Consider the following 25,997-nt stretch of genomic DNA (forward strand, 5'->3'; position numbering starts at 1 on the left):
CGTCTAAATTGCTCAAAAGGTATTTTTTGTGACACATTTCTCTAAAAAGCTCATCTCGTGGTATATAGATAATCAAAGGGAACTGCCCTGGCGTCTTACAAATGACCCATATCGCATATGGTTGTCTGAAATTATTTTGCAACAGACACGAGTTGATCAGGGTATGCCCTACTATTTTGCGTTTATAAATGCCTTTCCTGATGTTTTTAGTCTGGCAAGTGCAGATGAGGATGAAGTATTGAAGCTGTGGCAGGGTTTAGGCTACTATTCAAGAGCCAGAAACCTGCATACTACTGCAAAAATGGTTGCTTTTGACCTACAGGGAATTTTCCCGAATAACTATAAAGATTTACTTAAGTTAAAAGGGGTAGGTGATTACACGGCTAGCGCCATAGCTTCTATCTGTTTTAATGAGCCTGCAGCTGTAGTAGATGGTAACGTGTATAGAGTTTTATCACGTGTTTTTGGAATAAAAACACCTATAGATACTACTATAGGTAAGCGAGAGTTTAAAGAATTGGCTCAACATCTAATTGATCAAGATGATCCCGCCACCTTTAATCAGGCCATAATGGAATTTGGTGCTATACAATGCAAGCCTAAAAACCCGTATTGTCTGCATTGCCCTTTTAATGATAGCTGTGTGGCTTTGAGAGAAAATAAAATAGACAGACTACCGGTTAAACAGGGTAAAATTAAAGTTAGAGATCGGCATTTTAATTATTTGGTTTACATAACAGATGATGGCAAGACAATTTTAAATCAGAGGGATGCTAAGGGTATATGGGGTGGTTTATATGAATTTCCATTAATAGAAACCGAAAAGAATTACGAACCGGACGATTTTTTGAAATTTCTTGAAGATGACTCTATGGTGCAAGAACCGCGATCAATGTATGCAAAGCTTCCACAATTAGGCTCTGCAGATGTACGTCTATATAATGACAAAGCCATTTTGCATAAATTGTCGCATCAAAACCTATATGTAAAGTTCTGGATCGCTTCTGTATCAGATATTAAGAGCAAAAATGCTGTTCCTATAGCAAATGTTATTGATTTTGCAGTACCCAGAGTTATAGATCGATTTCTCGAAACCTTTGATTTTAGCAACTAAAGGAATTTCACTATTTTTGAATTCTCAAAAAACACTATATGTCAGGTACATTGAATAAGGTAATGCTCATAGGGCATACGGGTGATGAAGTGAAGATGCATTATTTTGAAGGTGGTGGCTGCATAGGACGTTTTCCTGTTGCTACTAATGAGACCTACACTAATAAGACGACTGGCGAGCGAGTAAGCAACACAGAGTGGCACAACATTGTGGTGCGCAATAAAGCTGCTGAAATTTGCGAGAAATACCTCAAAAAAGGAGATAAGGTATATGTAGAAGGACGCATTAAAACCAGAAAATGGCAAGATGATGCGGGTGTAGAGCGATATAGTACAGAAGTGCAATGCACAGATTTTACATTTTTAACTCCTAAAGATGCTGCAGGTCAACCATCACCTGCGCCATCATCAGGAAGCAGCACATCTAACGCTTCTAATAAGGCAAGTGAGCCGGCACATAGCGCACCTTCTTATGATGTTAATGACGAAGAGGATGATGATCTTCCATTTTAATTCTTACATTAGGTTTAATTCCCAGAGATTCTATATAGTTTCCGGGCTAACTAAAACAGAAACCACACCCCTTGGATCCTGACCCTGCCAGTTTACTAATTGCTACAAATTTGATTTCCGTTTCAACGGTATTCGGTCTTCTTGCGGTAATTGTTTTGTTAATATGCTCTGCTTTAATTAGTGGGACAGAAGTTGCCTTTTTTTCACTAACTCCTACAGATCTTGAGCTGGATATAGAAAAGCGTTCTAAAAAGGAGGCAATGGTTATTAAATTGCTGGATAAGCCTAAAAAACTTCTTGCTACAATACTGGTTGCAAATAATTTTATAAATATTGCGATCGTTCTATTGTTCACTTCGTTAGGCGATGTGCTTTTTGCTGGTCTTGAAGATGTACAATTGGGTATTGTGAACTTAAGATTTCTAATAGAAGTTGTTGCCGTCACTTTTCTTATTTTGATGTTTGGCGAAATTTTGCCCAAGGTCTATGCCAGCCGAAATAAAGTGAAGTTTTCTCATTTTATGGCTTATCCCATGCGCTTTCTTGACGTTGTATTTACACCTATAAGCATGCCTATGCGCGAGGTTACTCTATTCATACAAGGACGTTTTAGCAAGCAGAAGGCAAATTTGAGTATTGATCAACTTTCACAAGCACTTGAGTTGACCAGCGAAGAAGACACTTCTGTAGAAGAGCAAAAAATTCTAAAGGGTATTGTGAGCTTTGGTAATACAGATACCAAGCAGGTTATGAAACCGCGTATGGATATTTTTGCTTTAAATGAAGCTGCTCCTTATGCAGATATAATTCCGCCAATAATTGAGAATGGTTACTCTCGTATTCCCGTCTACAAAGAAAATATGGATACTATTTCAGGGATATTGTACGTAAAAGATCTTCTTCCGCATATTGATAAGCAGGATTTTGAGTGGACATCACTCTTGCGACCTGCGTATTTTGTGCCCGAAAATAAGAAGCTGGATGACCTGCTCAATGAGTTTAAAGATAAAAGAAATCACCTTGCCATTGTTGTAGATGAGTATGGAGGTACAAGCGGCTTGATTTCGTTAGAAGATATTATTGAAGAGATCGTAGGCGATATAAGCGACGAGTTTGATGATGAGGATATTATCTATTCTAAACTTGATGACAGCAATTATGTTTTTGAGGGAAAAACCTCGCTTAAAGATTTTTACCGCGTCATAAAGCTCGATGACTCTGCTCTGTTTGAAGAAAATAAAGGCGAAGCTGAAACATTAGCTGGTTTTTTACTTGAAATTTCAGGTGGTTTTCCTAAAAAGAATGAAATAATAAACTTCCAGAATTTCGCGTTTACTGTAGAGGTGATAGATCGCAAAAGAATAAAGCAGATTAAGTTGACCATCAATGAGAACCCATAATATTGATGATTTTTCCTCATATAAAAAGCCGATTTTTACGCTATAAACCCCGATTTTATAGGGTTTTAGCCGTTTTTTGCCTTCTTTTTTCGGCTTTAATTTTACAATCCTGCAAAAATGATACGCTCCCTAAGCCTAAAGCAGAACTGGCTCTTTCTTATCCTGCTCCTGCTTATAAAGAATATACGCTAAGTGACTGCCCCTATGATTTTAATATTAATAAAATAGTAAAAGTTCATACAAAAGACGGTTGCTCTGCTATTCTGGAATATCCCGGTATGAATGCCGCTTTATATCTTACCTATCGCAATGTAAATGGTGATATTAATAAACTACTTACAGACGCACAAAAGTTAACTTATGAGCACGTCATAAAAGCCGATGATATTTTTGAAGAGAAATATATCAACGAGAAACATAATGTTTACGGTATGTTCTATGATGTTTCTGGCAACGCCGCATCACAATCACAGTTTTACGTTACAGATAGTGTACAGCACTTTTTAACCGGTTCTATTTATTTTAATGTGCGCCCTAATTATGATAGTATTTTGCCGGCGGCAGATTATCTCAAAAAAGATATCCGTTATTTGATGGAAACAATTACCTGGAAAAAGTAACCGATAATTTTAAAGTTTGTTTCCTAGGTTAGAATGTTCATTTTTGCAGCTTATTCCCAAAAACGGGTTTTGACTAAAAAAATGGATAATAATTCCCGAAAGTGGGTATACCTCATTGTTCTTTCCCTGATCTGGGGTAGTTCATATATTCTTATCAAAAGAGGTCTAGAAGGATTAAGCCCCATTCAATTAGGAGCGGTACGCATTGTGTTTTCTACAATTTTTCTATTTACAATAGGACATAGAAGTTTATTTAAAATAAAAAAGGCTGAGTGGCCCTGGATTGCGTGGTCTGCGCTTTTTGGCACGTTTTTGCCGGTTTTTCTTTTCGCTTACGCGGAAACTGAAATTGATAGCAGTATTGCGTCGATTTTAAACTCATTAGTGCCGGTTTTTACCATATTTCTGGGGTTTTTGATCTTCAAAATCCACTTTACCAGAAATCAAATATTTGGAGTAATACTAGGTTTAGCCGGTGCTGCGATTCTCATTTTTGAAGGAGCAAATTTAAACCCAGACCAGAATTACTTTTTTGCACTTCTTGTAATTATCGCTGCTCTTTGTTATGCCGCTAATGCCAATATAATTAAATCTAAACTTCAGGATGTTTCTTCTACGGGAATTGCAGTGGGTAATTTCGCAGTAATGCTAGTACCGGCCTTAATATGTCTGGCTTTTTCAGGTTTGCTAGATGTTGAGGTTTTGCAAGATGAGCAAGTTCAGGAATCGCTTTTGTATATAGTTGTTCTTTCTATAGTGGGTACGGGTCTTGCTAAGATATTATTCAATAAGCTGATACAAATATCAACTGCGGTTTTTTCTACTTCTGTGACGTATTTAATACCAATTGTAGGGATTTTTTGGGGTGTGCTTGATGATGAACCCTTTACCATGATTCATGTATTTGCTTCAGGAATAATTCTTGCCGGTGTTTATCTGGTTAATCGAGACAGTAGGAAGAAAAAAAAGAGGCTGACATCTAAGTCAACCTCTTCTTAAAATTTCCTAAGTGTGTTAGACTATTGAAAGTCTGCGTCACTTACACCTTCATTTACTTTAACATCTGTTACCGTAAAATCAATTTTTTGAGGTCCCATAGTTTGTGATAGGCTAAACGGAAACTTTACTCCGTTTACTTCTTTGTAATCGCCCATTTCAAAAGATTGTACCATAGTTTGCCCGTTAGCAGATATGGTGGTTTCTTCTTTAACTTTTAAGCCTGATGTTGTATCAAAGAACGCTTTTTTAGTATCACTCAGTTTTACAACATACGCTTTGCTTCCGTTAACATCTTGTATGCTTTCTAGAGAAATATTCTCGTCATTTAATTGACTCAATTCTGGAAATGGAACTGATGATTCTTGTAAAGCTGTTAGTTGTTCTGCGGGAAGATCCATCTTTTGGCCTTGAGCCACAACATACGCTTTATCACCGTTAAGAACCTGCTTGCTCATAACATTACCCATTACAGATATTTCCTGTAAAAGTTGGTTGTTTGCAGTTTTCTTGATCTCCAGTTTTAAAGGTGTTCCCTGTACAGAACCTTCGGCAGATAAAACAACCGATTTTACCCCTTCCAGGGCCGATTTTCCGCCAATTGCGTCGATATAATTAGTGATCACAGACTGAGCCGTTACACCTTCAGGAATAGCCGCTTCGTAGTTAGGTTTTTCTACCTCGTTGCCTTCTTTATCATAAAATTTAACCGGAATTGCTTTTCCGTTATAATTAACCTTTTCAAGATTATTAAGTACTTCGCTGCCTTTTCCCGCGATCACAATGCGCGAATTTTGTGGTAAAAAGTATTTTTTAGCAACGCGCTGTACATCTTCTAAATTAACCGCATTTATTTTTTCTAAATATGTTTGATAGAAGTCTGCCGGAAGATTTTCTGTTTCAATATTTAAAGCGAAACGCGCCACAGTTGCCGGTTGCTCAAGTGAGCGCACAAAACTACCTATGTATTTTGCTTTTACATTAGCAAGATCTTTTTCTGTAACAACTTTATCTCTTATTGTGTTTATCTCTTCAAGAAATGCCACAACAGAACTGTCTGTTACTTCATTACGCACGCTTGCAGAAGCACTGAAACGAGTAGGAGCATATTTATCTGAACCTACACTTGAGTATGCGCCATAAGTATAACCTTTGTCTTCACGCAGGTTTAGAAACAACCTACCTTCGCCGCCGCCGCCTAGAATTTGATTTGCGATAAGCACAGGGAAATAATCTTTATCACTCATCTTAAGATCGATCAGGTTTTGAACGATAATCTCAGACTGAACCGCGTTAGGCATGTCTACAAAGTCAATTTCTGTAGCAGCTGTATTTTCTGGTTTAGGATAAATATTACTTAATTCCTGCCCTTTTTTCCAGTCGCTGAAGTATTTTTTAACTACTTTTTTTACATCTTTAGGTTTTACATCGCCTACAACAACAAGGTATGCATTGTTGGGTGTAAAGACTTTATCATAGTAAGCTTTAGCATCTGCAAGTTCTACTTTTTTAGCACTTTCTTGCGTTGTGAATTCACCTTTTGGGTGATCTTTTCCGTAAGCCAAAACTCCGCTTAATTGATTTGCTGCTGCAGAAACACTTTTTTCATTGGTTTTAATACCGTCTATTAAAAGTGCTTTTTCTTTGTCAAATTCTTCCTGAGTGAAATTAGGATGAATTGCTGCATCTGCCATTAGTTCAAGAATACGATCTGCATATTTTGAAAGTCCGCTGGCGAATGCGCCATCAGAACCAAAATTGATACTGGCACCCATATAATCTACTTCTTCATAGAAATCATCTTTTGCAATGCTTTGAGAACCTTTGCCTAACATAGATCCTGAAAGACTTGCTGCTCCTACTTTGTCGCCTTCTGCAACAGGAGGATTGTCTATAGTAAGATTATAAGATACACGGGGTAACTTATGGTTTTCTACTATTATAACCTTAAGCCCGTTTTTAAGTTCAAAAGTTTGTGGCTCGCTTATGTTGATTTCGGGAGCTGGTCCCGGTTTGGGTTGTTTGCTTCTGTCTATTTGTGCTGAAGCGGCTATACTGCAAATAAACAGTACGCTTAAAAATATATTTTTCATGCTTTTCATCAAGTTTTACTCACGAGGTGAGATTGTTAATGCTTTGAGGATTACCTCAGCAGTTTTTATTTTTGCTCTTGTGGTAGATATTTAAGCTTAACACGCTGGTTAGGCTTCAGGTATTTATTAGCTACCTCTTTAATTTCTTCACGAGTGATCGAGCGGTAAATATCTATTTCAGAATTGATAAGATTTGTGTCATCATACAGCATATAGTATCTGGCCAAAGAATTAGCGATACCCTCAACGCTTGAGTTAGAGTTTACAAAATTGGTTTCAGCTTTGTTTTGTAACTTTTTGAAGTCACTTTCAGAAATAAGATTGTTGCGCAGGTTAGCAATTTCTTCTTCGATCTCTGCAGAAAGTGTATCTAGTGTTGTTTCGCCAAGAGGCAATCCAAAAATTAAATACATACCATAATCTTCCTGCTCCAGATTAAAGGCGCCTACCTGTAAAGCCTGTTTCTGGTTATCTACAAGTTTTTTGTAAAGTTTAGAGCTTTTACCATCACTTAAGTAAGAAGAGATCATGTTTAATACATAGGCATCACGCTCACCGTAGCCAGGCGTGCGGTAAGCAGTAAGAACTGCAGGAACCTGAATGTTATTATCATGAAATTCTGCATCGATCTCTGTTGTGATAGGTTCTTCAACAGGATATGTGCGCTCTAATTTCTCACCGGTTGGGATAGGACCAAAATAATCTGAGATCATTTTTTTTGTCTTGGCAATGTCAATATCTCCTGCTACCACTAATGCTGCGTTGTTAGGAACGTAATACTTGTTAAAGTATGATTTGAACTCATCAAGAGTTGCGGCGTCAAGATCTTTCATGTAGCCTACATTAGGATCTTTATAAGGGTGTTTATCAAAAAGATTTTCGCTTATGGCGAATAAAAACTGCCCATATGGTGAATTGTCGTATCGCAATCTGCGTTCCTCTTTTACAACTTCGTTTTGAGTATCTACACCGTCCTGACCTATGATAGGGTGCATCATACGCTCAGACTCCATCCATAGACCTAATTCAAGATTATTAGAGGGAAAAACCTCATAGTAATAGGTGCGGTCCTGCGATGTGTTTGCATTATTTGTACCTCCGTTTGAGCTTACAATCTCAAACCATTTTCCTTTGTCTATGTTCTCTGTGCCTTCAAATAATAAATGCTCAAAAAAATGAGCGAAACCAGTGCGGCCGTCTTCACGGTCTTTACCTCCTACGTGGTACATAACTGCAGTTGTGACTACGGGTGCTGTTTTATCCTGATGCAGGATAACGTGTAAACCATTGTCAAGATCGTATTCTTCAAATTTTACTTCCTGGGCGGTTAATATTAGTCCCAAAAAGAAAAAAGAAGCGATAAAAAAGATCGTTTTCTTCATGTTTTAATTTTGTTTTTAGTTGCGGGATTTGACGCCGGCAACCCGATTTTGTTACAATTTAGGGTGATTATTAAAAGTTATTTATCGAGTAGGGTTTAAAACTAAGAATTATTAATAAGCCATTTTCTTAATATTGTTATTTTATGTTCAAAAATTAGCCGTAAATTTTAGATGATTATCAGTGAGGAAACCAATTTTAACAAGTCATTAGGGTGAAGTCGCTGTAAAAATTAAGATATTTAAGTTCACCATTAATCTGAAAAATTATGCCAAAAATAACGCTTCCTATACGATATGGGATTGCCATAAGCGCAGGGTTAATAGCCTATTTCTTATTTCTTGCTTTATTAGGATTACATACAAATCCCATTTTTAGTTTGCCTAACGGGCTAATTACAGGTTATGGGATTTTTGAAGCTATAAAACACTATAAATTGAGAAAAGGAGCAGATTTTGAATACAGTGACGGGTTCTCTGTAGGAGTTGTGACGGGATTTATAGCTACTATATTATTCACCATGTTCTTTGGTTTATATGCAGGTAATCTCAATCCGGATTTTTTAGATAAAATGATCAACAGATGGGAAGACACCTATAATACCAGTCTGGGTGTGGTTGTTTTTATGGTTGCTTTAATGGGTTTTGCAACTACTGTTGTTCTTACCTTAAGTTTCATGCAGCTCTTTAAGCAAAGCTGGAACACCAAAAAGAAGAAGAAAAATATTTAAGAATCACACTTATAGAGGTTTGTATTTTAATTAAATAGATGTATATTTGCGCCCTCTTAGCCGTAAAGGCTTGGAGTTAGATAGTATAATGTTTATTTAATCAAATCGCTATGTATGCAATTGTAGAGATAGCAGGGCAGCAATTTAAAGTTGCGAAAGACCAAAAGGTTTATGTTAACCGTCTGGCGGAAGATGAAGGAGCAAGTGTTTCTTTTGATAAAGTTCTTCTGGCTCATGACGGCGATAACATTACTTTAGGCGCCCCGGCTATAAGCGGCGCTTCTGTAGGAGCAAAAGTCGTTAAGCACCTTAAAGGTGATAAAGTAATCGTCTTCAAAAAGAAAAGACGTAAAGGTTACCGTGTTAAAAATGGTCACAGACAATCATTAACACAATTAGAGATTGTAGAGATTAGCCTTGACAGCAAGAGCAAATCTACTGCTAAGTCTGAATCTAAGCCTGCTGCAAAAGCAGAGCCTAAAAAGGAAACAGCTAAAGCAGACGATCTAAAAAAGATTGAAGGTGCAGGTCCTAAAGCTGCAGAAGCGCTTGTAAATGCAGGTGTTGATACATTTGCTAAGTTAGCAAAACTTTCTCCAGAGAAAATAAGCGAGATTCTTGCAGAAGCAAGTTCACGTCTTTCTCACCTGGCAACAGAGACTTGGCCTAAGCAAGCTGCGTTAGCTGCTGAAGGTAAGTGGGATGAATTAAAAGAATTACAAGACAATCTAGACGGCGGGGTAGAAAAATAATTCCCTGTTAATATTAACGATAAAACCTTAATATCATGGCTCACAAAAAAGGAGTAGGTAGTTCTAAGAACGGTAGGGATTCAGAATCGAAACGCTTAGGTGTTAAGATATTTGGAGGTCAAGCTGCCATTGCTGGAAATATCATAGTAAGACAAAGAGGTACTGCTCACAAACCTGGTGACAATGTGTATGCCGGTAAAGATCATACCTTACACGCCAAAGTTGATGGTACAGTAAAATTCACGAAGAAGAAAGATAATAAATCATATGTTTCTATAGTGCCTAGCGCTGAAGCATAATTCTGATAAGTGTTATTAAAAGAGACCCGCTTGCAATTTGCAAGCGGGTCTCTTGTTTTTATAAGTATTAGTAGAACGTTCTATAAGGTGTAATGAAGTATGATCTGTTGTAATTAAATGGTGGGAGTATTTAAGAAATTGAATATGATAAAGTTAATTTCTGATTGAATATAAATATTTTGATTTTCTTTCGTAATTTAACTTTAGTACTAATCAAAAAAATACTCTTATGAAAAAATTAATTACTTGCAGTTTAATGTCTATGCTATTATTATGCACAAGTTGTTTAGGTTCTTTTAGCGCATTCAATAATTTGAAAGACTGGAACATGGAAATCTCAGATAGCAGGTTTGTAAATAACTTAGTTTTCTGGGCGCTAAATATTGTACCTGTCTATGGTCTTTTCTTTATAGGTGACACTTTGATCTTTAATGTTATCGAATTTTGGAGCGGTAGTAACCCTATTGCTATGAATGATGGTGAGGTAGAAACCCAGATCTTAAAAAGGAATGGTAATACTTACGAGATGATAGCATCCAGAAACAGATTTGTTATCAACGTCATTGATGGAGAACATAAAGGCAATCATCTTGAAATGCTTTACAAACCTGAAGATAGGTCGTGGAATGCTCTTAAGGAAGATGGAGAGATAATAAAACTTTCATCTTTTAAAGATGGTTTAATGATCGTTTACATGCCAAATGGCGAAGAAGTTAAAATTGACCCTACAGCAACTCGAGAGCAAAGTCTTGCCCAGCTGGAAATGGCTAAACATGACTTTAATTTTGAAAGTAGAATGTTAGCTTTAGGTAATTAATAAACTACCCGTTTTAATTTAAATAAAAAAGCGGCTATCATCAATTTGATAGCCGCTTTAGTTTATATTATTTGGCAATATGCCTAGTATCTGTAGTATTCCGGTTTAAAAGGGCCGTTTACTTCAACACCGATGTATGCAGCCTGCTCCTCGTCTAATTGAGTAAGCTCTACGCCAATTTTCTCAAGGTGTAATGCGGCAACTTTCTCATCAAGATGCTTTGGTAGCATATATACCTTATTCTCGTAATTCTCTCTGTGCTTCCATAATTCAATTTGCGCCAGAGTCTGGTTTGTAAATGAATTACTCATTACAAAACTAGGGTGTCCTGTTGCACAACCTAGGTTTACAAGGCGACCTTCTGCTAGAAGGATTATATCTACACCATCAATGGTATATTTATCTACCTGAGGTTTGATCTCAACTTTAGTAGCACCATAATTGTCATTTAACCAGGCAACAGCGATCTCATTATCAAAATGACCAATGTTGCAAACTATGGTCTTATCTTTCATTGCCTTAAAATGCTCTGGTCTTACAATAGACTTATTACCCGTGGTAGTGATAACTATATCCGCTTTAGGTAATACTGTTTCAAGACGCTTTACTTCAAAACCATCCATTGCAGCTTGCAATGCGCAAATAGGATCAATTTCGGTGACGGTAACAATAGAACCTGCACCTCTAAAAGAAGCAGCTGTACCTTTACCTACATCACCATAGCCACAAACAACAACGCGTTTCCCGGCAAGCATAACATCTGTAGCACGACGTATCGCATCTACAGCACTTTCGCGGCAGCCATATTTATTATCAAATTTTGATTTTGTTACGCTGTCGTTTACGTTTATAGCTGGCATTGGTAGCGTACCATTTTTCATGCGCTCATAAAGACGGTGAACTCCTGTTGTGGTCTCTTCAGAAAGTCCGTTGATACCTGCAGCAAGCTCAGGATATTTATCAAGCACCATATTTGTAAGATCACCACCATCATCAAGAATCATGTTGAGCGGTTTGCGGTCTTCGCCAAAGAAAAGAGTTTGCTCAATACACCAGTCAAATTCTTCTTCGTTCATCCCTTTCCACGCGTAAACAGGAATACCGGCATCTGCAATTGCAGCAGCAGCCTGATCTTGAGTAGAGAAAATATTACACGAGCTCCATGTAACTTCTGCTCCTAAAGAAATTAAAGTTTCTATAAGAACTGCAGTTTGTATCGTCATATGCAGACAACCTGCAATGCGCGCCCCTTTTAATGGTTGCTCATCTTTATATTCTTCTCTTAAAGCCATAAGGCCGGGCATTTCGGCTTCAGCCAATTCTATTTCCTTTCTTCCCCATTGAGCTAAAGAAATGTCTTTTACTTTATAAGATACGTAAGGCAGTGTTTTAGTAGACATATTGTTATCTTTACAATTCTTAGTTTTTTTGCAAAAATACATATAATAGCCTACTTAACGTGCCTCTTTACAAAACAATAACAGTCAATCCCACCACTCAGGTTTATATCTGGAAGGTTGAAGAATCTCTTGAAGAGCTTTCAAAAGGTGTGCGACTTACTCCGCATTGTAGTGAGCGCATAACTCACATGAAATCACAAATTCATCAGCGTGGCTTTATGAGTATACGGCATTTGCTTAATGAAGCAGGTTATGTAGATCATGATCTGTATTATGATACTTTTGGAAAACCTCATCTTAAAGATGATAAGCATATATCAATAACACATTCTTATAATTTCACTGCAATTATTGTAAGTGATATAGAAGTGGGGATAGATATAGAAAAGCAAAGAGAGAAGATTTTAAAAATTGCACCTAAATTCACTCCTATTAAGGAATACAGAACACTTGCTAATGATGATGCCGTTATGCGTAAGTTAACAATAGTATGGGGAGCAAAAGAAGCGTTGTATAAAATCTACGGAGTGCAGGGAATAAGTTTTCTTCAAAACATCAATGTTACAGATTTTGGTTTTGATGATGAACATACTACAGCCAAAATCATATACAAAGGGCAAGAGAGTTACTACCACATAACTTTTATGGAGTTTGAAGGTTTTACATGTGTCTATGCGCTTTCTCAAAACTAAGGTGTTTGGAAATCATCGCTCATAAAACAAATAGCATATATAGTGGGATTTTATCTGCTAAAAAGCAGAACGAAAAGCTATTTGCGGTCCTTATTGATCCTGAAGATTTTGATCTTGAAACTACAGAAGAATTCTTTAGGCAATTACCCAGTTCTACAACTCACATTTTTATAGGCGGCAGTACAGCTTCTGGTCTTGAGACAGCACAAGTAGTCGCGGCAGTAAAGGCCATAACCGCGCTGCCTGTTATCCTCTTTCCGGGAGATTATAAACAAATAACAACTCAGGCAGATGGTATTCTATTTCTATCTTTAATTTCCGGAAGGAATCCCGAGTATCTGATCGAGCAACAGATAAAATCTGTACAAAAATTAAAAGACACAGGTATTCAAATTATACCCACTGGCTACATTCTCATTAATGGCGGCAATAAAACAGCTGTACAGGAAGTGAGCAAAACGACTCCGCTAGAACCCACAGATATTGACACCATCGTAAATACTGCCTTGGCCGGTGAATATACCGGAAAAAAAATTATCTATCTTGAGGCGGGAAGCGGTGCGCTTAATTGTGTGCCTTATGAGGTCATTGCTGCCGTTAAAAAGGAAATTTCTATACCTTTAATTGTAGGCGGTGGAATACGATCTAAATTAAAAATGCAGGAAATATATAAAGCCGGCGCAGATATGATCGTAGTAGGAAACGCTTTTGAAAAAGGAACAAATAAAATTTAAATATCACTTAATAGAAGATTATGAAGATTTCTGTAGAACTCACTTTTACCCCTCTTCACGACGATTTTGAGCCTCCAATCATCGATTTTATAAAGAAACTTAGAGAATCTGGTTTTACAACCAAAGAAACTCCGTTAAGTACACAGGTATATGGTGAATATGATGAGGTCATGACACTGCTAACAAAGGAGGTAAAAATCGCCTTTGAAGCAATAGAAAAAGGCTTAATGTATATGAAAATCGTAAAGTCTGACCTAAGTACTTATGAGCCCAATTTTTGATTTTCTATTTGGTCAATATTCAGATTATTCAAATCTTGATATTGGGCTAGAGATAACTGCAGTCATTTTTGGTCTGTTATCTGTTTGGTGTTCAAAGCAGAATAATATTTTAGTCTATCCTACGGGAATGGTGAGCACTGCTATTTTTGTTTATCTTTTGCAAAAATGGGGCTTGCTGGGCGACATGATGATCAATGGGTATTATTTTATCATGAGTGTCTATGGCTGGTATATCTGGACCAGAAAGGTAGACGCAACACATGTGACGCCTATTTCAACCACGACTTCTAAAGAGAATAAAATCTCTATTTTTATATTTATTGCAACGTGTGCTTTTGTATTTTTCATTTATCAGGTATTTGATAAATGGACAAGTTGGACGGCTTATGTAGACACTATTACAACAGCCATATTCTTTGTGGGCATGTGGTTAATGGCGCGCCGTAAGATAGAAAACTGGCTATACTGGATCGTAGGAGATATTATTTCTGTGCCATTATATTTTTACAAAGGTTTCACATTTACCAGTTTACAATATCTTATTTTTACCGTAATCGCCATATTTGGTTATAAAGCTTGGAAGAAACACTTACACAAAAACCCTGTAACTGCATAAAAATCGTGCTTTTTGGTCCGGAAAGTTCAGGAAAGACTACGCTTTCGCGGAAGCTTGCAGCGTATTACAATACTCTTTGGGTACCAGAATTTGCCAGAGAATATCTGCAGAATAAATGGGATACCGAAGCTTTAATCTGTGCGCCGGAAGATCTTGTACCTATCGCAATAGGGCAAATGAAACTTGAGAATGAGGCAACAGAAAAGACTGAAAATGTTTTATTTTGTGATACAGATCTGCTTGAGACTAAGGTTTATGGCGAGGTATACTACGGCGGGTGGAGTGACCCGGTGTTAGATAAATATGCACTCAAGAATGAATATACACTGTATCTGCTCACCTATATTGATACCCCGTGGGAGGCAGACGATTTGAGGGACAGACCAGATCAACGAGAAGAAATGTTTGCGCATTTTGAAAATGCGCTAAAAAAATATAACCGGCCATATATTACGCTTAAGGGTAGCATAGATGAGCGTATGAAAATGGCAATATCAACCATAAATAAACTGCTGGAATGAAATTTTCAAAAGAAGATATACAAGAAATAGAAGATCACGGGCTAACAGTAGAGCAAGTAGAGGCTCAGGTAGATAAATTTGTTAACGGTGTGCCCACTGTAAAACTTGAAGCCGCAGCAACGGTAAGTGATGGTATTTTTAAACTTGCAGATAGTGAGCAGACAAAATATCTTGATTTTTACGATGATCATAAAGAGGGACTTGATATTTTAAAGTTTACTCCCGCATCAGGTGCAGCTTCCCGTATGTTTAAAGCGGTATATCAGTTTATTGAAGATTATGATATTGATAAAGAATCTGTAGACGAATATCTAAGCAGAACTAAAAATAAAGACATAAAACAGCTTCTTGACAACAGAAAGAAATTTCCGTTTTACGAGAAAGTAGAAAGTATATTAAAAGATCGCTATAGCGAAAGCGAACTTGCAGATGAGAATTTTAAAAAGTTATCTTTTGTAAAGATAATGATGAATGCAGATGGGCTTGATTATGGCAATTATCCTAAAGGGTTACTTCCATTTCATAAATATGACTCTTATCCTGCCACAGCTTTTGAAGAACACTTTCATGAAGCAGCGGCATACGCAGCGGTAGCAGATAAGTCAGATTTGCATTTTACAGTTTCACCAGAACATAAAGAGCGTTTTGAAGAGCATTATAATGCAATCAAAGACTCAGTTAGTAATGCTACAGGAGTCAACTATACTGTAGATTATTCATTTCAGAAATCTTCTACAGATACGGTTGCAGTAACCACATCTAATGAGTTATACCGTAAGCCTGATGGTAAATTGTTATTTAGACCGGGTGGTCACGGTGCGCTTATTGAAAACTTAAATGATGTTGATGCTGATATAATTTTTATAAAGAATATTGACAATGTTCTTGTGCAAAGTCAAATCGAATTATTGGCAAAGTATAAAAAGATCCTAGCAGGGATGTTGCTTGAGCTGCAGGAGAAAATATTTAAATATCAAAAATCATTTGTAGAAGATTCTATTACAGAAGAGGAAGTGGCTTCACTGGTGTCTTTTCTTGAAGGTGATTTTAGCACTCGCCTTGATGATGATTTCGCCCAGTTTTCTTTTGAAGAAAAGAAGCAATATCTGCACAAGTTAATAGATCGACCCATTCGTATTTGTGGTATGGTAAAAAATGAAGGTGAGCCGGGAGGCGGGCCATTTTGGGTAACTAATGAAAGCGGAAAAACAGACCTGCAGATAATAGAATCTGCCCAGGTAAATCTTGATGATCCTGCACAATCTAAAATTTTTAAAGATTCTACACATTTTAATCCTGTAGATATTGTTGCGGGCGTGCGTAACTATAAGGGTGAGAAATACGATCTTTTAAAATATGTAAATCCTGATCTCGCTTTTATAGCAAGTAAAACATCAGATGGTGACCAGATCAAAGCTTTAGAATTACCCGGTTTATGGAATGGAGCAATGGCACTTTGGAATACAATCTTTGTAGAAGTTCCTGTAGAAACATTTAATCCGGTTAAAACTGTAAACGATCTTCTTAAGCCGGCACATCAGGTTTCATAAATTTGGATAAAAAGATACTGTTAGAAGAGTGTGATTTTAAGGCAGTGCGCAGCAGTGGCCCGGGTGGTCAACATGTAAATAAAACTTCTACAAAAGTTGTTCTTTCATGGAACTTACCAGATTCTGCAGCACTTTCTGAAGATGAAAAACAGCGCGTGCATCTTAAATTATCAAATAGAATAACTAAAGATGAGAATCTGGTTGTGAGCAATGACCATTCTAGAAGTCAGTTAAAAAATAAGGAGGCATTGGTCAAAAACTTCCTCCTGATGTTAGAAAAAGCGCTGAAGAGACCTAAGCAACGTAAGAAAACCAGGCCAACCAGAAATTCTAAATTAAGACGTTTAGAATCTAAAAAGCGCAATTCACAAAAGAAAGCTGACCGCCGCAATCCAGACTTTTAAGAAAATATTATGTAGAAGCGTTCTACACGCGCTGGGCATTGCCACAGATTTTCTACAATAAATTTACTTAACAAAACTTTCGCAAACGTAATAGAAGCCTTGCAATTCAAGCTCTTACTAAGCTACGCTTCTCTATATGCGAGATTGGTCCAATTATTCTATTTAGTTGATAAGAAAACAAGAATAACAAAATCAACTATAGACATGAAAAAGTTAATGATGACTTTAGCGACAGCGGCAGTTTTGCTGGGAGCAACACAAAGCACAATCGCACAGGAAACTGTACCAACAGTAGAATCTAATAAACCCATTTTACAAATGCAGGCAGGTAAAGACTATCAACCTATAGAAGTTGAAAATCTTCCGGCAGCCATTTCAGAGTCTGTGTCATCAGATTTTGAAGGTGCAACGGTGACTGAAGCTTATGTAGATGAAAAGCAGGAAACCTATAAAATTGTGCTTCAGATTCAGGGTAAAGATGCTCAAACGGTGTATGCAACCTCAGACGGAGAATGGATAGAACCACAGGAATAATTTCAAGTTACTTAAACCCAATATTTCAAAATAAACCTAAAAAATAAAAGTTATGAAAAATTTAATGATGACTGTTGCAGCAGCAACAATGCTTTTTGCGACACAAGGAATAAGTGCTCAAACTGATACAGCGATGAATACAGAAACTGCCGTAACAATGAAAACTGAATATACTGCGGTAGAGGTAGACAGTCTCCCTGAAGCAATTTCTGAAGCTGTAGAGACAGATTTTGCAGGATCAAGTATAAAAGAAGCATATATAGACGATAAAGAGGAGAAGTACAAACTGGTTCTGGAAACAGAAGCAGGAGCAGAGACTCATAAGGTATATATTACAAAAGAAGGTGAGTGGGTGAAAGAAGATGACTCGCAAGAGTAATCTTCAAAAATCGGGTTAATTGCTTCAATTATCAGCTTTTTTGCCCCAAAAACGAAGCTAGAATTATCAAAATTGCTATGAAAAAGAAAAATTATATGAATTGAATATTTAGAAGCAATTAACCCATTTTTCACAGGAGGAAGTCATAACTTGACTTCCTCCTTTTTTATGATTTAATTTAGAAAACACCCACGTTTCAATTAGTAATTTTGAAAAATTACGTTAAAGGTATATGACTCAAATACTGATAGTAGAAGATGATGTCGCATTTTGTAAAATGCTGGGAACCTTTTTAGAAAAAAAAGGTTTTAAGGTCTTGGCAGCTTATACGGCCCAGGAAGCATTGCGCTTGCTTGGTCAACAAAAAATAGGTCTCGTTATAACAGATGTACGCCTGCCAGATAAAGATGGTATTGACATTCTGAAACAGGTAAAAAGTGACTATTCAGAAATTCCTGTGATATTAATGACGGGTTATGCTGAAGTTAACCTTGCTGTACAAGCTATTAAAATGGGTGCTTTTGATTATATATCTAAACCGGTACGACCTGACCAACTTCTTAAAATTATAGAGAAAGCTCTTAAGCATGCTCCGGTTGACTCTCAACTCAACGGAGTTAAAAATCAGTTAGAAGAGAAAACGGGAGCCGATCAGGTTACTTTTATTCAGGGGGTGAGTGATGCTTCGGGTAAATTAAATCAATATATACACCTTGTTGCTCCTACTTCTATGTCTGTGCTTATAATTGGTGATAGCGGTACAGGTAAAGAATATGTTGCAAAAAGTATTCATGACCACAGTAAGCGTAAGGATAAACAATTTATCCCGGTAGACTGTGGTGCTATCCCCAGAGAGATAGCTTCAAGCGAATTCTTTGGTCACATTAAAGGATCTTTTACAGGCGCCGTTAATGATAAAATTGGTCATTTTGAAGCCGCAAATGGAGGGACTCTGTTTCTTGACGAAATAGGGAATCTAAGTTATAGTTTGCAAGTACAATTACTGCGAGCTCTGCAGGAGCGAATGATCAAACCTGTAGGAAGTAATAAAGAAATTCCCGTAGATATACGTGTTATCGCTGCAACAAATGAAGATCTTGAGGTAGCTGTGCGAAAAGGTGAATTTAGGGAAGATCTTTATCACAGGCTCAATGAGTTTTCTATACGCGTACCTTGTTTAAAAGATCGTAAGGAAGACCTTTTGTTGTTTGCAAATGTGTTTTTAGATAAAGCAAATGAAGATCTGGATAAACAAGTTCAGGGATTTAGTGATGCTGCTTTAGAAGCGCTTACTAATTATAGCTGGCCGGGTAATCTAAGGGAATTAAAAAATATAGTGAAACGCTCTGTTCTGTTAACGCAGGATACGATTATTCCATTAGATATATTACCGCGAGAGATAGTAAATTCACGCAAAAAAGATGATGAGGATTTTGGCTTGTTTAAAAGTAAAAATGAACAGGATATGATCATCAATGCACTTGAGCAAACTGAGGGAAACAAGAGCAAAGCCGCACGTTTACTCAATATAGATCGCAAGACGCTTTATAATAAATTAAAGCAGTACGATATTAAGACGTAAACTATGTCTGCCTTTTTAGGTTGAATAAAAGCCGGTCGATTTTTCTTTCCAAAACACTGTTTAAAGAATCTCTCACAATCTGCGAAGTTCTAAAAAAGTCTGAAGTCTCCAGCTTTTCTAAGATGGGAATGATCTCTTTTACCCGTAACTGTTTAAACATAGGTAACATCTTGTGGGCAACCTTATTTACCTCTGTAATGTTGTTTTCGCGTAAAGCGTTCTTCAGATTTTTCTTATTTTCAATTGTGCTTTCTATAAAAATATTGAGAATAGCTTTGAGCGACTCCGGGTCATTATCTGCAAAAAGAGCTAGTTCGTCAAGGCAATATTCAGCATTTTGATTTGATGTCGATACGGTTTCTGTAGATACAGTTTTATCTGTGCTGGTGCCTAGATAATCCTGTAAAACCTCATAGAGTACTTTGGGCGAATATGGTTTTCTTAAATTGTGTGCAAAGCCTATGCGCTCATAATCGTTATTTGACAGTTCACTATTGCCTGAAAGTGCGATCACGGGAATATTTGCCAGTTTTGGAATACCTTTAATTGCCTTGGTAAAATCTATACCATCCATCACAGGCATTTGTATATCTGTAAGAATAAGATCATATTTTTCTTCCTGAGCTTTCGCCAGAGCTTCTTCCCCATTAGCGCAGGAGTCGTAAGCAATACCGGTAGGTTTAATGACTTCTGCAGCCAGAGTGAGTTGCACAGGCTCATCGTCTACAATTAGAACTTTTTTAGACTTGTTTATTTGGCTTAGTATCTCCTCGTTAGTTTCTAGCTCAGTACGGCTGTTTTTGCCCGGTTTTACGGGGATTTTTACAGTGAAAATACTGCCTTTTCCGGGAACACTTTCTAGTTTGAGCTTCCCTTCCAGCAGGTTTACAAGCTTTTTAGTAATAGCCAGACCAAGGCCAAAACCTCCATATTTACGCTCAATATCGCCCCCAGCCTGTGAAAATTCGTTGAAGATAACTTTCTGTTTGCTAAGCGGGATACCTATGCCTGTATCTTCTACTACAAATTGCAAATAGCCTTTACTCTCGTTATACGAGGTGATGATCTTAATGGTTCCGGTTTCTGTAAATTTGTAAGCGTTAGTTAGAAGATTAGATAAGATTTGTTTAATACGGAAAGGATCACTTATAAAATAGCGATCTATTTCATCTGTTGTTTCAGTAATAACTTCAACATCTTTTTTCAATTCTGAAGGCAAAGCTACCGTTAAAACATCTTCAATTAAGTTTTTAGGGTTAAAAGCAATCTTCTCTATAACTACGCGGCCCGCTTCCAGTTTGTTGAAATCAAGGAGATCATTTACAAGTCTTAAAATGTAGTAAGATGATTTCTGTACATTTTTGAGATAGCGTTCCTGCTTTGTGCTAAGATCAGATTTTTGTAGAAGATCTGTGAAACCAATAACGGTGTTTAATGGCGACCGCATATCGTGGGTGATCGTAGCCATTAACTGTTCACGGCTTTTTAACAGCGATCGTGTAACTGCGTTGCTTTCTTCTAATTGCCTGCTGTATTGCTGACTTTTAGACGCGTCTATAAAGATCATAATTACAAAACCTAAAGCCAGTAATATACTTATGACACCAAATAGTTTAAGCCTGTTTGATATTTCCTTGATGCGTATGTTGAGCTGTTTTTCACGCTGTTGCGCACTTAAATAACTCTCATGCTCAAGTGTAGAAAGCAGGTTCCTGATCTTGAGGTTTATATTCTGGTCATTCTGCAGCAGTTCATTTTCACGATTAATAATATCCAGCTCAAGCTTCTTCTTGCGTTGTTCTATTTTAGCCAAAGCATCACGTACAGTTTGCGCCATAGAACGCATGGTTTTATCTTCCGGGATATTGTCGCGACGCAGCCAGTTGTAGAATTCTACATACGTATTTTTTGAGTCAGGGTCGAGGCTGTCAAGCCTGGGATCGTTCTCATAATCTTCAAAATAAATATCTTCTTTGATAAGTTCTGCTATGGCATCTTCATAAAAACTACGAGAATACTGCCGTTCTCGCAGATTCACCATGGTTTGCATGTTATCTGTCTTTCGCGAAAGCAAGATCTTTATCGTGTCAAGCTGTATATCCTGATAATCAACTCTATTAAGTGCCTGTAATGAATCAAGCTGCATAGAAATGCTGTCTACCAGTTGGCTGTACTGCCCGTAATGTTCATGAGAACCGGTAGCCATTGCTGTTCTGCCTATAGTTTCAGCTTCGTATAAGTAGCTTAAAGCATTGCTAATGAAGGTAAGTTTGCGGTTTGCGACCTGCTCTTCCTGTGCGGGATAAATAAACTCTTTTATACGCGGGTAGATAAATAAATATGCAAGTGTCGCCAGGCCAGCGATAAGAACGTATCCTACTAAAACTTTGAAAGTTATGGAGCGTTTTGTGTTCCGCATATTATTTATGATTAGGTAAATTTAAGTGAAGGCCGTGCAAAAGCAATTAAATTTTTCTACAAAAAAAGGATTTAATAATTTACATTTGCCGCCTAATCTCAAAGGGGTGCTTAAACGTCGTTATTTATTAGCGGGTGCAAGCTGAGATCATACCCAAAGAACCTGGGCGGGTAATGCTGCCAAGGGACATAGCGTAATGAAATGGTTATAAAATCACAGCCATTGCAAAACGTGCAATCATTATCAATTATTATTTAACTAAAGAATAATTGCCCCTTTTATTCGTAAACATTTTTTTACGGATGAAAAATCTCTTATTCGCTTGTGGAGCAGCCTTTATAGGCTTTAATGCGCTTGCACAGGAAACCGTCGTAGACACGGCCAAAGTAGAAAAGCTAGACGAAGTTCTGGTAAAATCAGTTAGGGTAGATGCACAGTCGCCCATTACACACAGTGATCTTGATCAAAAGGATCTCAATGAACGCAATCTGGGGCAGGATCTGCCTATTTTGCTCAATTATTTGCCCAGTGTGGTCACCACCTCAGATGCCGGTGCCGGTGTAGGTTATACAGGTTTTCGCGTACGCGGAACAGGAAACCAGGGTATTAACGTGACCATTAACGGTATTCCCTATAATGACGCAGAAAGTCTCACCACTTTTTTTGTAAACCTGCAGGATTTTACATCTTCTGTAGAGAGTTTACAACTGCAGCGCGGTGTGGGGACTTCTACAAATGGGGGCGGAGCTTTTGGCGCAAGCCTTAACATTTTGACTAATGCCAGTGAGGACGATGCTTTTGCAGAAATTTCAGGTTCTGCAGGTTCTTACAACACGCGCAGAGGGAATGTGAAATTTGGCACCGGTCTGTTGCATGATCATTTTACTTTCTCAGGTAGATTTTCAGTGATCAAGTCAGATGGTTACGTAGACAGAGCGTCTTCAGACCTAAAATCATATTATTTGCAAGGTGCTTATAAAGATGAAAACACGCTTATAAAAGTAATTGGTTTTGGTGGTTCTGAGGTAACCTATCAATCGTGGAATGGTATTGACGCTGCCACCTTAGCTTCTGACAGAAGGTATAATCCTATAGGGTTTCAGTACGATAATGGCGGCAATTTAGAAGGTTTTTACGATAATCAGGTCGATAATTACAAGCAGGATCATTTGCAACTGCACTGGAACCAGCGTTACGACCAGCACTGGTCTACAAACCTGAGTTTAAACTATACGTATGGTCGCGGCTTTTATGAAGAATATGTTGATGACTGGTACTATACGAATGTAAATTTTGATGAAAGTCCCACTTTCGCATTTTTAGGGTGGACGCCCTATACCGTGAACGGTGAAGAAATGACTTCTACAGATCTTATACGTCGTCGCTGGCTTGATAATGATTATTATGTAGCAAGTCTTAATGTGAATTATAAGGACGAAAAGCTTGATTTTACTTCAGGATTATTTGGTAGTATTTACAGCGGAAAGCACTTTGGTGAAGTTACCTGGGCGCGTTATTTCTCACAGGATGCAGAAAAAAATGATCGTTATTATGAAGGAACCGGTGATAAAAATGAATTTACCGCTTTCGCGAAAGCGACCTATCGTTTAAATGATGAGTTAAGTTTGTTTGGCGATTTGCAGGGGCGTTTTATTAATTATAAAACAGACGGAATAAATGATGACAAACAGCCATTTGTAATTGATAAAAGTTACTCTTTCTTCAATCCCAAAGCCGGTTTGACCTACAGTTTAAATGAGGAGAATGACCTGTATTTCTCATACGCACGAGCTAATCGTGAGCCTAACCGCACAGATTTTGAAAATGGTGATCCACAATCTGAAAGCCTGAATGATTTTGAGTTAGGTTACCGTTACAATACACAGAACATTCGAGTTAATGCCAACATTTATTATATGGATTATCATAATCAACTGGTGTTAACAGGCGCTATTGATGATGTAGGTGCGCCTATACGGGCAAACAGCGGTTCTAGTTACAGACTGGGAGTTGAGGTTGAAGCAGGTTTTCAAATAGGTCGCCAGCTGGCTATATATCCCAATGTGGCAATAAGCAGCAATAAGAATCGGGATTTCTTTTTTCAAAGAGATGGTGTACTAACTAATCTGGGTAATACTAATATTTCTTTTTCTCCAGATGTGGTAGCAGGTAATCGTTTAGACTTTTTCCCTGTAAGCAATTTGAGACTTTCGTTGCTTTCAAAATATGTAAGTGAGCAATTTCTGGGGAATATTGATGCTGAAAGTTCTAAGCTGGATGCTTATTTTATAAATGACTTTAACGTGCAATATGATTTGGGTGGGATAGGTTTTGCAAAGTCTGTTACGTTAACTGCTTTGGTAAACAACATCTTTAATGAAAAATACGTGTCAAACGGTTATTTCTACACCTATGATGATGATTACTCTAATCCGGGAACTGTAACTACAATAGAAGGTACGGGTTATTACCCTCAGGCAACCACTAACTTTTTAGTAGGAGCAACTGTTCGATTTTAGAAAAAAATCGGGTAAAAACATTGAAAAACCGGCATTTTACTGCCGGTTTTTTTAGTTAGAAACGGTAATAATATTTCCACTTTGGGTAGCTCTATATTCAAGTAGAGGATATTGCTTGTCATCATTTGAAGCAAGACCGGTGTACAAATTGTAAGTTGTGTTCTCGCAAGAGCAGGTAACTTCTATGCCATTGAGGTCCATAGTAGAGCAATCGCTAGGAGCGTGATTGGGGTCACTCGCTTCCCAGGCGCGAATTCCTGTGCCTGTATTTACAGCAAAAAAGCCGCGCACTCCCGCATTAGCCACATAAATTGCATTTCCGGGAAATTGTAAATTGCTGTATTGAGGCAAATTTGTATTTAGTGTTATGCTAAAACCTATATCTGGTAAATAGGGGTTACGGTTGCGGCCATTTTCATCTGCACTGCAAGAAGTAAGGCTTATGATTAATAAGAGGATGATAACAATTCTGGACATTTATTTTTTAATTTAAAAGTTGTCAATTTACAACAATTTAAGGCTGTCAATTAATAATTTCGTATATTAGCAAGTACAAATCCCGTGAAAATGGGATTTTTTGTATTTAGGCCTCAAGGCTTAAGTAACACCGTTTTATTATAATCATACAAGAGAAAACGACGATATAGTACGCACATTGTGCATAAACAATTAAGTTATGAGTAAATTATCTTATTATACAGCAGAAGGACTAAAAAAACTGAAGGATGAGCTAAATAAGTTAAAAGATATTGAGCGCCCTAAAGCTTCCCAGGCAATAGCAGATGCAAGAGATAAAGGTGATCTAAGTGAGAATGCAGAATACGATGCCGCAAAAGAAGCACAGGGAATGCTCGAGATGCGCATTGCAAAACTTGAAGAGACCGTGGCTAACGCCCGTGTGATTGATGAGTCGCAGCTTGACACCTCAAAGGCGCTGGTACATTCTACTGTGAAAATTAAAAATCAGACCAATGGAGCTGAGATGAAATATAAGCTTGTCGCTCAAAGTGAGGCAGACCTAAAAGCAGGAAGAATCTCTGTAGATTCTCCTATTGGTAAAGGTTTGCTGGGTAAAAAAGTAGGTGAAGTGGCAGAAATTAGTGTGCCTAACGGTACCATGAAATTTGATATTCTTGAAATAACACGTGAACACTAATGGCTTCAATATTCACAAAAATAATAGACAGAGAAATTCCCGGTCACATTGTGGCAGAAGACGAGAAGCATATAGCGATACTCGATATTAATCCTAATGCTAAAGGGCATACGTTGTGTATTCCAAAAAAGGAAGAGAACAAGATTTTTGACCTTCCTGAAGATGAATATATTGATTTGATGCGCTTCTCGCGAAAGGTTGCAAAAGCACTTGAAAAGACGGTTGAATGTAAACGTATAGGTGTATCTGTGATAGGTCTTGAAGTGCCGCATGTACATGTGCACTTAATCCCGCTCACCACTATGGAAGATGCTCGTTTTTTACAGAAGAACCCAATGAGTAATGAAGAACTGGAGTCTTTAACTAAAGCAATACAAGCTAATCTATAATCTCCTGTGGCTAAAAACACCACAATATGGTTACCGTAATAATACAATGATATAAAAAACCTCGAGGATATTCCTCGAGGTTTTTTGCTTAAATAACCGATTTTCAAG

General features: G+C 37.5%; 27 protein-coding genes. 22 read left to right on the forward strand and 5 right to left on the reverse strand.

The annotated features are described in order from the left end of the window. The first annotated feature begins 28 nt into the window (after positions 1–28). The 5 genes from mutY to ACH3O9_RS08400 all read left to right on the forward strand — a co-directional run bounded on the left by mutY (position 29) and on the right by ACH3O9_RS08400 (position 4,645). Positions 29–1,114 carry an A/G-specific adenine glycosylase gene (gene mutY, locus ACH3O9_RS08380; protein WP_416446198.1) on the forward strand — a complete coding sequence of 362 codons (1,086 nt, stop codon included), beginning with the start codon at positions 29–31 and terminating at the stop codon, positions 1,112–1,114. 38 nt (positions 1,115–1,152) lie between these two features. Beyond that, positions 1,153–1,626 (forward strand): single-stranded DNA-binding protein, encoded by a 474-nt coding sequence (locus ACH3O9_RS08385; protein ID WP_416446200.1) that lies wholly within the window; start codon positions 1,153–1,155, stop codon positions 1,624–1,626. 71 nt (positions 1,627–1,697) lie between these two features. Further along, positions 1,698–3,026, forward strand: a complete 1,329-nt coding sequence (locus ACH3O9_RS08390; RefSeq protein WP_416446202.1) for a gliding motility-associated protein GldE — start codon at positions 1,698–1,700, stop codon at positions 3,024–3,026. A gap of 5 nt (positions 3,027–3,031) precedes the next feature. Further along, entirely contained in the window at positions 3,032–3,646 is a 615-nt protein-coding gene (gldD, locus tag ACH3O9_RS08395) for a gliding motility lipoprotein GldD (protein WP_416446204.1), read from the forward strand. 81 nt (positions 3,647–3,727) lie between these two features. Beyond that, positions 3,728–4,645: a DMT family transporter gene (locus tag ACH3O9_RS08400; protein WP_416446206.1), complete on the forward strand. Its 918-nt coding sequence runs from the start codon at positions 3,728–3,730 to the stop codon at positions 4,643–4,645. A gap of 20 nt (positions 4,646–4,665) precedes the next feature. Here the strand turns inward: ACH3O9_RS08400 and ACH3O9_RS08405 are convergent, their stop codons facing one another. Further along, the gene (locus ACH3O9_RS08405; protein WP_416446208.1) at positions 4,666–6,735 is read right to left on the reverse strand and encodes a M16 family metallopeptidase; all 2,070 of its coding nucleotides are present in this window, start codon (positions 6,733–6,735) and stop codon (positions 4,666–4,668) included. A gap of 65 nt (positions 6,736–6,800) precedes the next feature. Next, positions 6,801–8,117 (reverse strand): M16 family metallopeptidase, encoded by a 1,317-nt coding sequence (locus ACH3O9_RS08410; protein WP_416446210.1) that lies wholly within the window; start codon positions 8,115–8,117, stop codon positions 6,801–6,803. 266 nt (positions 8,118–8,383) lie between these two features. Between ACH3O9_RS08410 and ACH3O9_RS08415 the strand changes: the two genes are divergently transcribed. The 4 genes from ACH3O9_RS08415 (at position 8,384) to ACH3O9_RS08430 (ending at position 10,713) form a co-directional block, all read left to right on the forward strand. Further along, the gene (locus ACH3O9_RS08415; RefSeq protein ID WP_416446212.1) at positions 8,384–8,845 is read left to right on the forward strand and encodes a DUF4199 domain-containing protein; all 462 of its coding nucleotides are present in this window, start codon (positions 8,384–8,386) and stop codon (positions 8,843–8,845) included. Positions 8,846–8,955: 110 nt separating this feature from the next. Then, positions 8,956–9,597 (forward strand): 50S ribosomal protein L21, encoded by a 642-nt coding sequence (rplU, locus tag ACH3O9_RS08420; RefSeq protein WP_416446213.1) that lies wholly within the window; start codon positions 8,956–8,958, stop codon positions 9,595–9,597. A 35-nt stretch (positions 9,598–9,632) separates the two neighbouring features. Then, positions 9,633–9,896: a 50S ribosomal protein L27 gene (rpmA, locus tag ACH3O9_RS08425; RefSeq protein WP_416446215.1), complete on the forward strand. Its 264-nt coding sequence runs from the start codon at positions 9,633–9,635 to the stop codon at positions 9,894–9,896. Positions 9,897–10,125: 229 nt separating this feature from the next. Continuing rightward, a complete protein-coding gene (locus ACH3O9_RS08430; protein WP_416446217.1) occupies positions 10,126–10,713 on the forward strand; it encodes a DUF3332 domain-containing protein in 588 nt (195 codons plus the stop codon). A gap of 83 nt (positions 10,714–10,796) precedes the next feature. Here the strand turns inward: ACH3O9_RS08430 and ahcY are convergent, their stop codons facing one another. Further along, complete coding sequence (ahcY, locus tag ACH3O9_RS08435; RefSeq protein ID WP_416446219.1) at positions 10,797–12,113, reverse strand: adenosylhomocysteinase; 1,317 nt, start codon at positions 12,111–12,113, stop codon at positions 10,797–10,799. 59 nt (positions 12,114–12,172) lie between these two features. Here ahcY and ACH3O9_RS08440 point away from each other — a divergent pair, with 59 nt between their 5' ends. The 10 genes from ACH3O9_RS08440 (at position 12,173) to ACH3O9_RS08485 (ending at position 19,406) form a co-directional block, all read left to right on the forward strand. Beyond that, entirely contained in the window at positions 12,173–12,805 is a 633-nt protein-coding gene (locus ACH3O9_RS08440; protein WP_416446221.1) for a 4'-phosphopantetheinyl transferase family protein, read from the forward strand. Between the two features lie 5 nt (positions 12,806–12,810). Next, positions 12,811–13,539, forward strand: a complete 729-nt coding sequence (locus ACH3O9_RS08445; RefSeq protein ID WP_416446223.1) for a geranylgeranylglyceryl/heptaprenylglyceryl phosphate synthase — start codon at positions 12,811–12,813, stop codon at positions 13,537–13,539. A gap of 20 nt (positions 13,540–13,559) precedes the next feature. Next, positions 13,560–13,820 (forward strand): thiamine-binding protein, encoded by a 261-nt coding sequence (locus tag ACH3O9_RS08450; protein ID WP_416446225.1) that lies wholly within the window; start codon positions 13,560–13,562, stop codon positions 13,818–13,820. Further along, a complete protein-coding gene (gene pnuC / locus ACH3O9_RS08455; protein ID WP_416446227.1) occupies positions 13,804–14,436 on the forward strand; it encodes a nicotinamide riboside transporter PnuC in 633 nt (210 codons plus the stop codon). Before ACH3O9_RS08450 ends, pnuC begins: the two co-directional genes overlap by 17 nt. Next, positions 14,397–14,957 carry an AAA family ATPase gene (locus tag ACH3O9_RS08460; protein ID WP_416446229.1) on the forward strand — a complete coding sequence of 187 codons (561 nt, stop codon included), beginning with the start codon at positions 14,397–14,399 and terminating at the stop codon, positions 14,955–14,957. The genes pnuC and ACH3O9_RS08460 overlap by 40 nt, the downstream gene beginning before the upstream one ends. Continuing rightward, the gene (locus tag ACH3O9_RS08465; protein ID WP_416446231.1) at positions 14,954–16,507 is read left to right on the forward strand and encodes a DUF4301 family protein; all 1,554 of its coding nucleotides are present in this window, start codon (positions 14,954–14,956) and stop codon (positions 16,505–16,507) included. The genes ACH3O9_RS08460 and ACH3O9_RS08465 overlap by 4 nt, the downstream gene beginning before the upstream one ends. A gap of 2 nt (positions 16,508–16,509) precedes the next feature. Beyond that, a complete protein-coding gene (gene arfB, locus ACH3O9_RS08470; protein ID WP_416446233.1) occupies positions 16,510–16,911 on the forward strand; it encodes an alternative ribosome rescue aminoacyl-tRNA hydrolase ArfB in 402 nt (133 codons plus the stop codon). A gap of 204 nt (positions 16,912–17,115) precedes the next feature. Then, positions 17,116–17,445: a hypothetical protein gene (locus ACH3O9_RS08475; protein WP_416446235.1), complete on the forward strand. Its 330-nt coding sequence runs from the start codon at positions 17,116–17,118 to the stop codon at positions 17,443–17,445. A 52-nt stretch (positions 17,446–17,497) separates the two neighbouring features. Beyond that, a complete protein-coding gene (locus tag ACH3O9_RS08480) occupies positions 17,498–17,824 on the forward strand; it encodes a hypothetical protein (protein WP_416446237.1) in 327 nt (108 codons plus the stop codon). Between the two features lie 232 nt (positions 17,825–18,056). Next, positions 18,057–19,406, forward strand: coding sequence for a sigma-54-dependent transcriptional regulator (locus tag ACH3O9_RS08485; protein WP_416446239.1), 1,350 nt, complete (start codon positions 18,057–18,059; stop codon positions 19,404–19,406). Position 19,407: 1 nt separating this feature from the next. Here the strand turns inward: ACH3O9_RS08485 and ACH3O9_RS08490 are convergent, their stop codons facing one another. Then, positions 19,408–21,825 carry an ATP-binding protein gene (locus tag ACH3O9_RS08490; RefSeq protein ID WP_416446240.1) on the reverse strand — a complete coding sequence of 806 codons (2,418 nt, stop codon included), beginning with the start codon at positions 21,823–21,825 and terminating at the stop codon, positions 19,408–19,410. A 302-nt stretch (positions 21,826–22,127) separates the two neighbouring features. On the opposite strand from ACH3O9_RS08490, the gene ACH3O9_RS08495 reads away from it, so the two are divergent. Next, on the forward strand, positions 22,128–24,344 hold the full coding sequence (locus ACH3O9_RS08495; RefSeq protein WP_416446242.1) for a TonB-dependent receptor: 2,217 nt from the start codon (positions 22,128–22,130) through the stop codon (positions 24,342–24,344). Positions 24,345–24,395: 51 nt separating this feature from the next. On the opposite strand, the gene ACH3O9_RS08500 is transcribed toward ACH3O9_RS08495, so the two are convergent. Beyond that, positions 24,396–24,821 (reverse strand): Rieske (2Fe-2S) protein, encoded by a 426-nt coding sequence (locus tag ACH3O9_RS08500; protein ID WP_416446244.1) that lies wholly within the window; start codon positions 24,819–24,821, stop codon positions 24,396–24,398. A gap of 199 nt (positions 24,822–25,020) precedes the next feature. On the opposite strand from ACH3O9_RS08500, the gene greA reads away from it, so the two are divergent. Together greA and ACH3O9_RS08510 are read left to right on the forward strand one after the other, a co-directional pair. Then, positions 25,021–25,500 (forward strand): transcription elongation factor GreA, encoded by a 480-nt coding sequence (gene greA, locus ACH3O9_RS08505; RefSeq protein ID WP_416446246.1) that lies wholly within the window; start codon positions 25,021–25,023, stop codon positions 25,498–25,500. Then, positions 25,500–25,889, forward strand: coding sequence for an HIT family protein (locus ACH3O9_RS08510; RefSeq protein WP_416446248.1), 390 nt, complete (start codon positions 25,500–25,502; stop codon positions 25,887–25,889). Before greA ends, ACH3O9_RS08510 begins: the two co-directional genes overlap by 1 nt. The last annotated feature ends 108 nt before the right edge of the window (positions 25,890–25,997 follow it).

It is taken from the genome of Leeuwenhoekiella sp. A16 (assembly GCF_047946675.1).
GTDB lineage: Bacteria > Bacteroidota > Bacteroidia > Flavobacteriales > Flavobacteriaceae > Leeuwenhoekiella.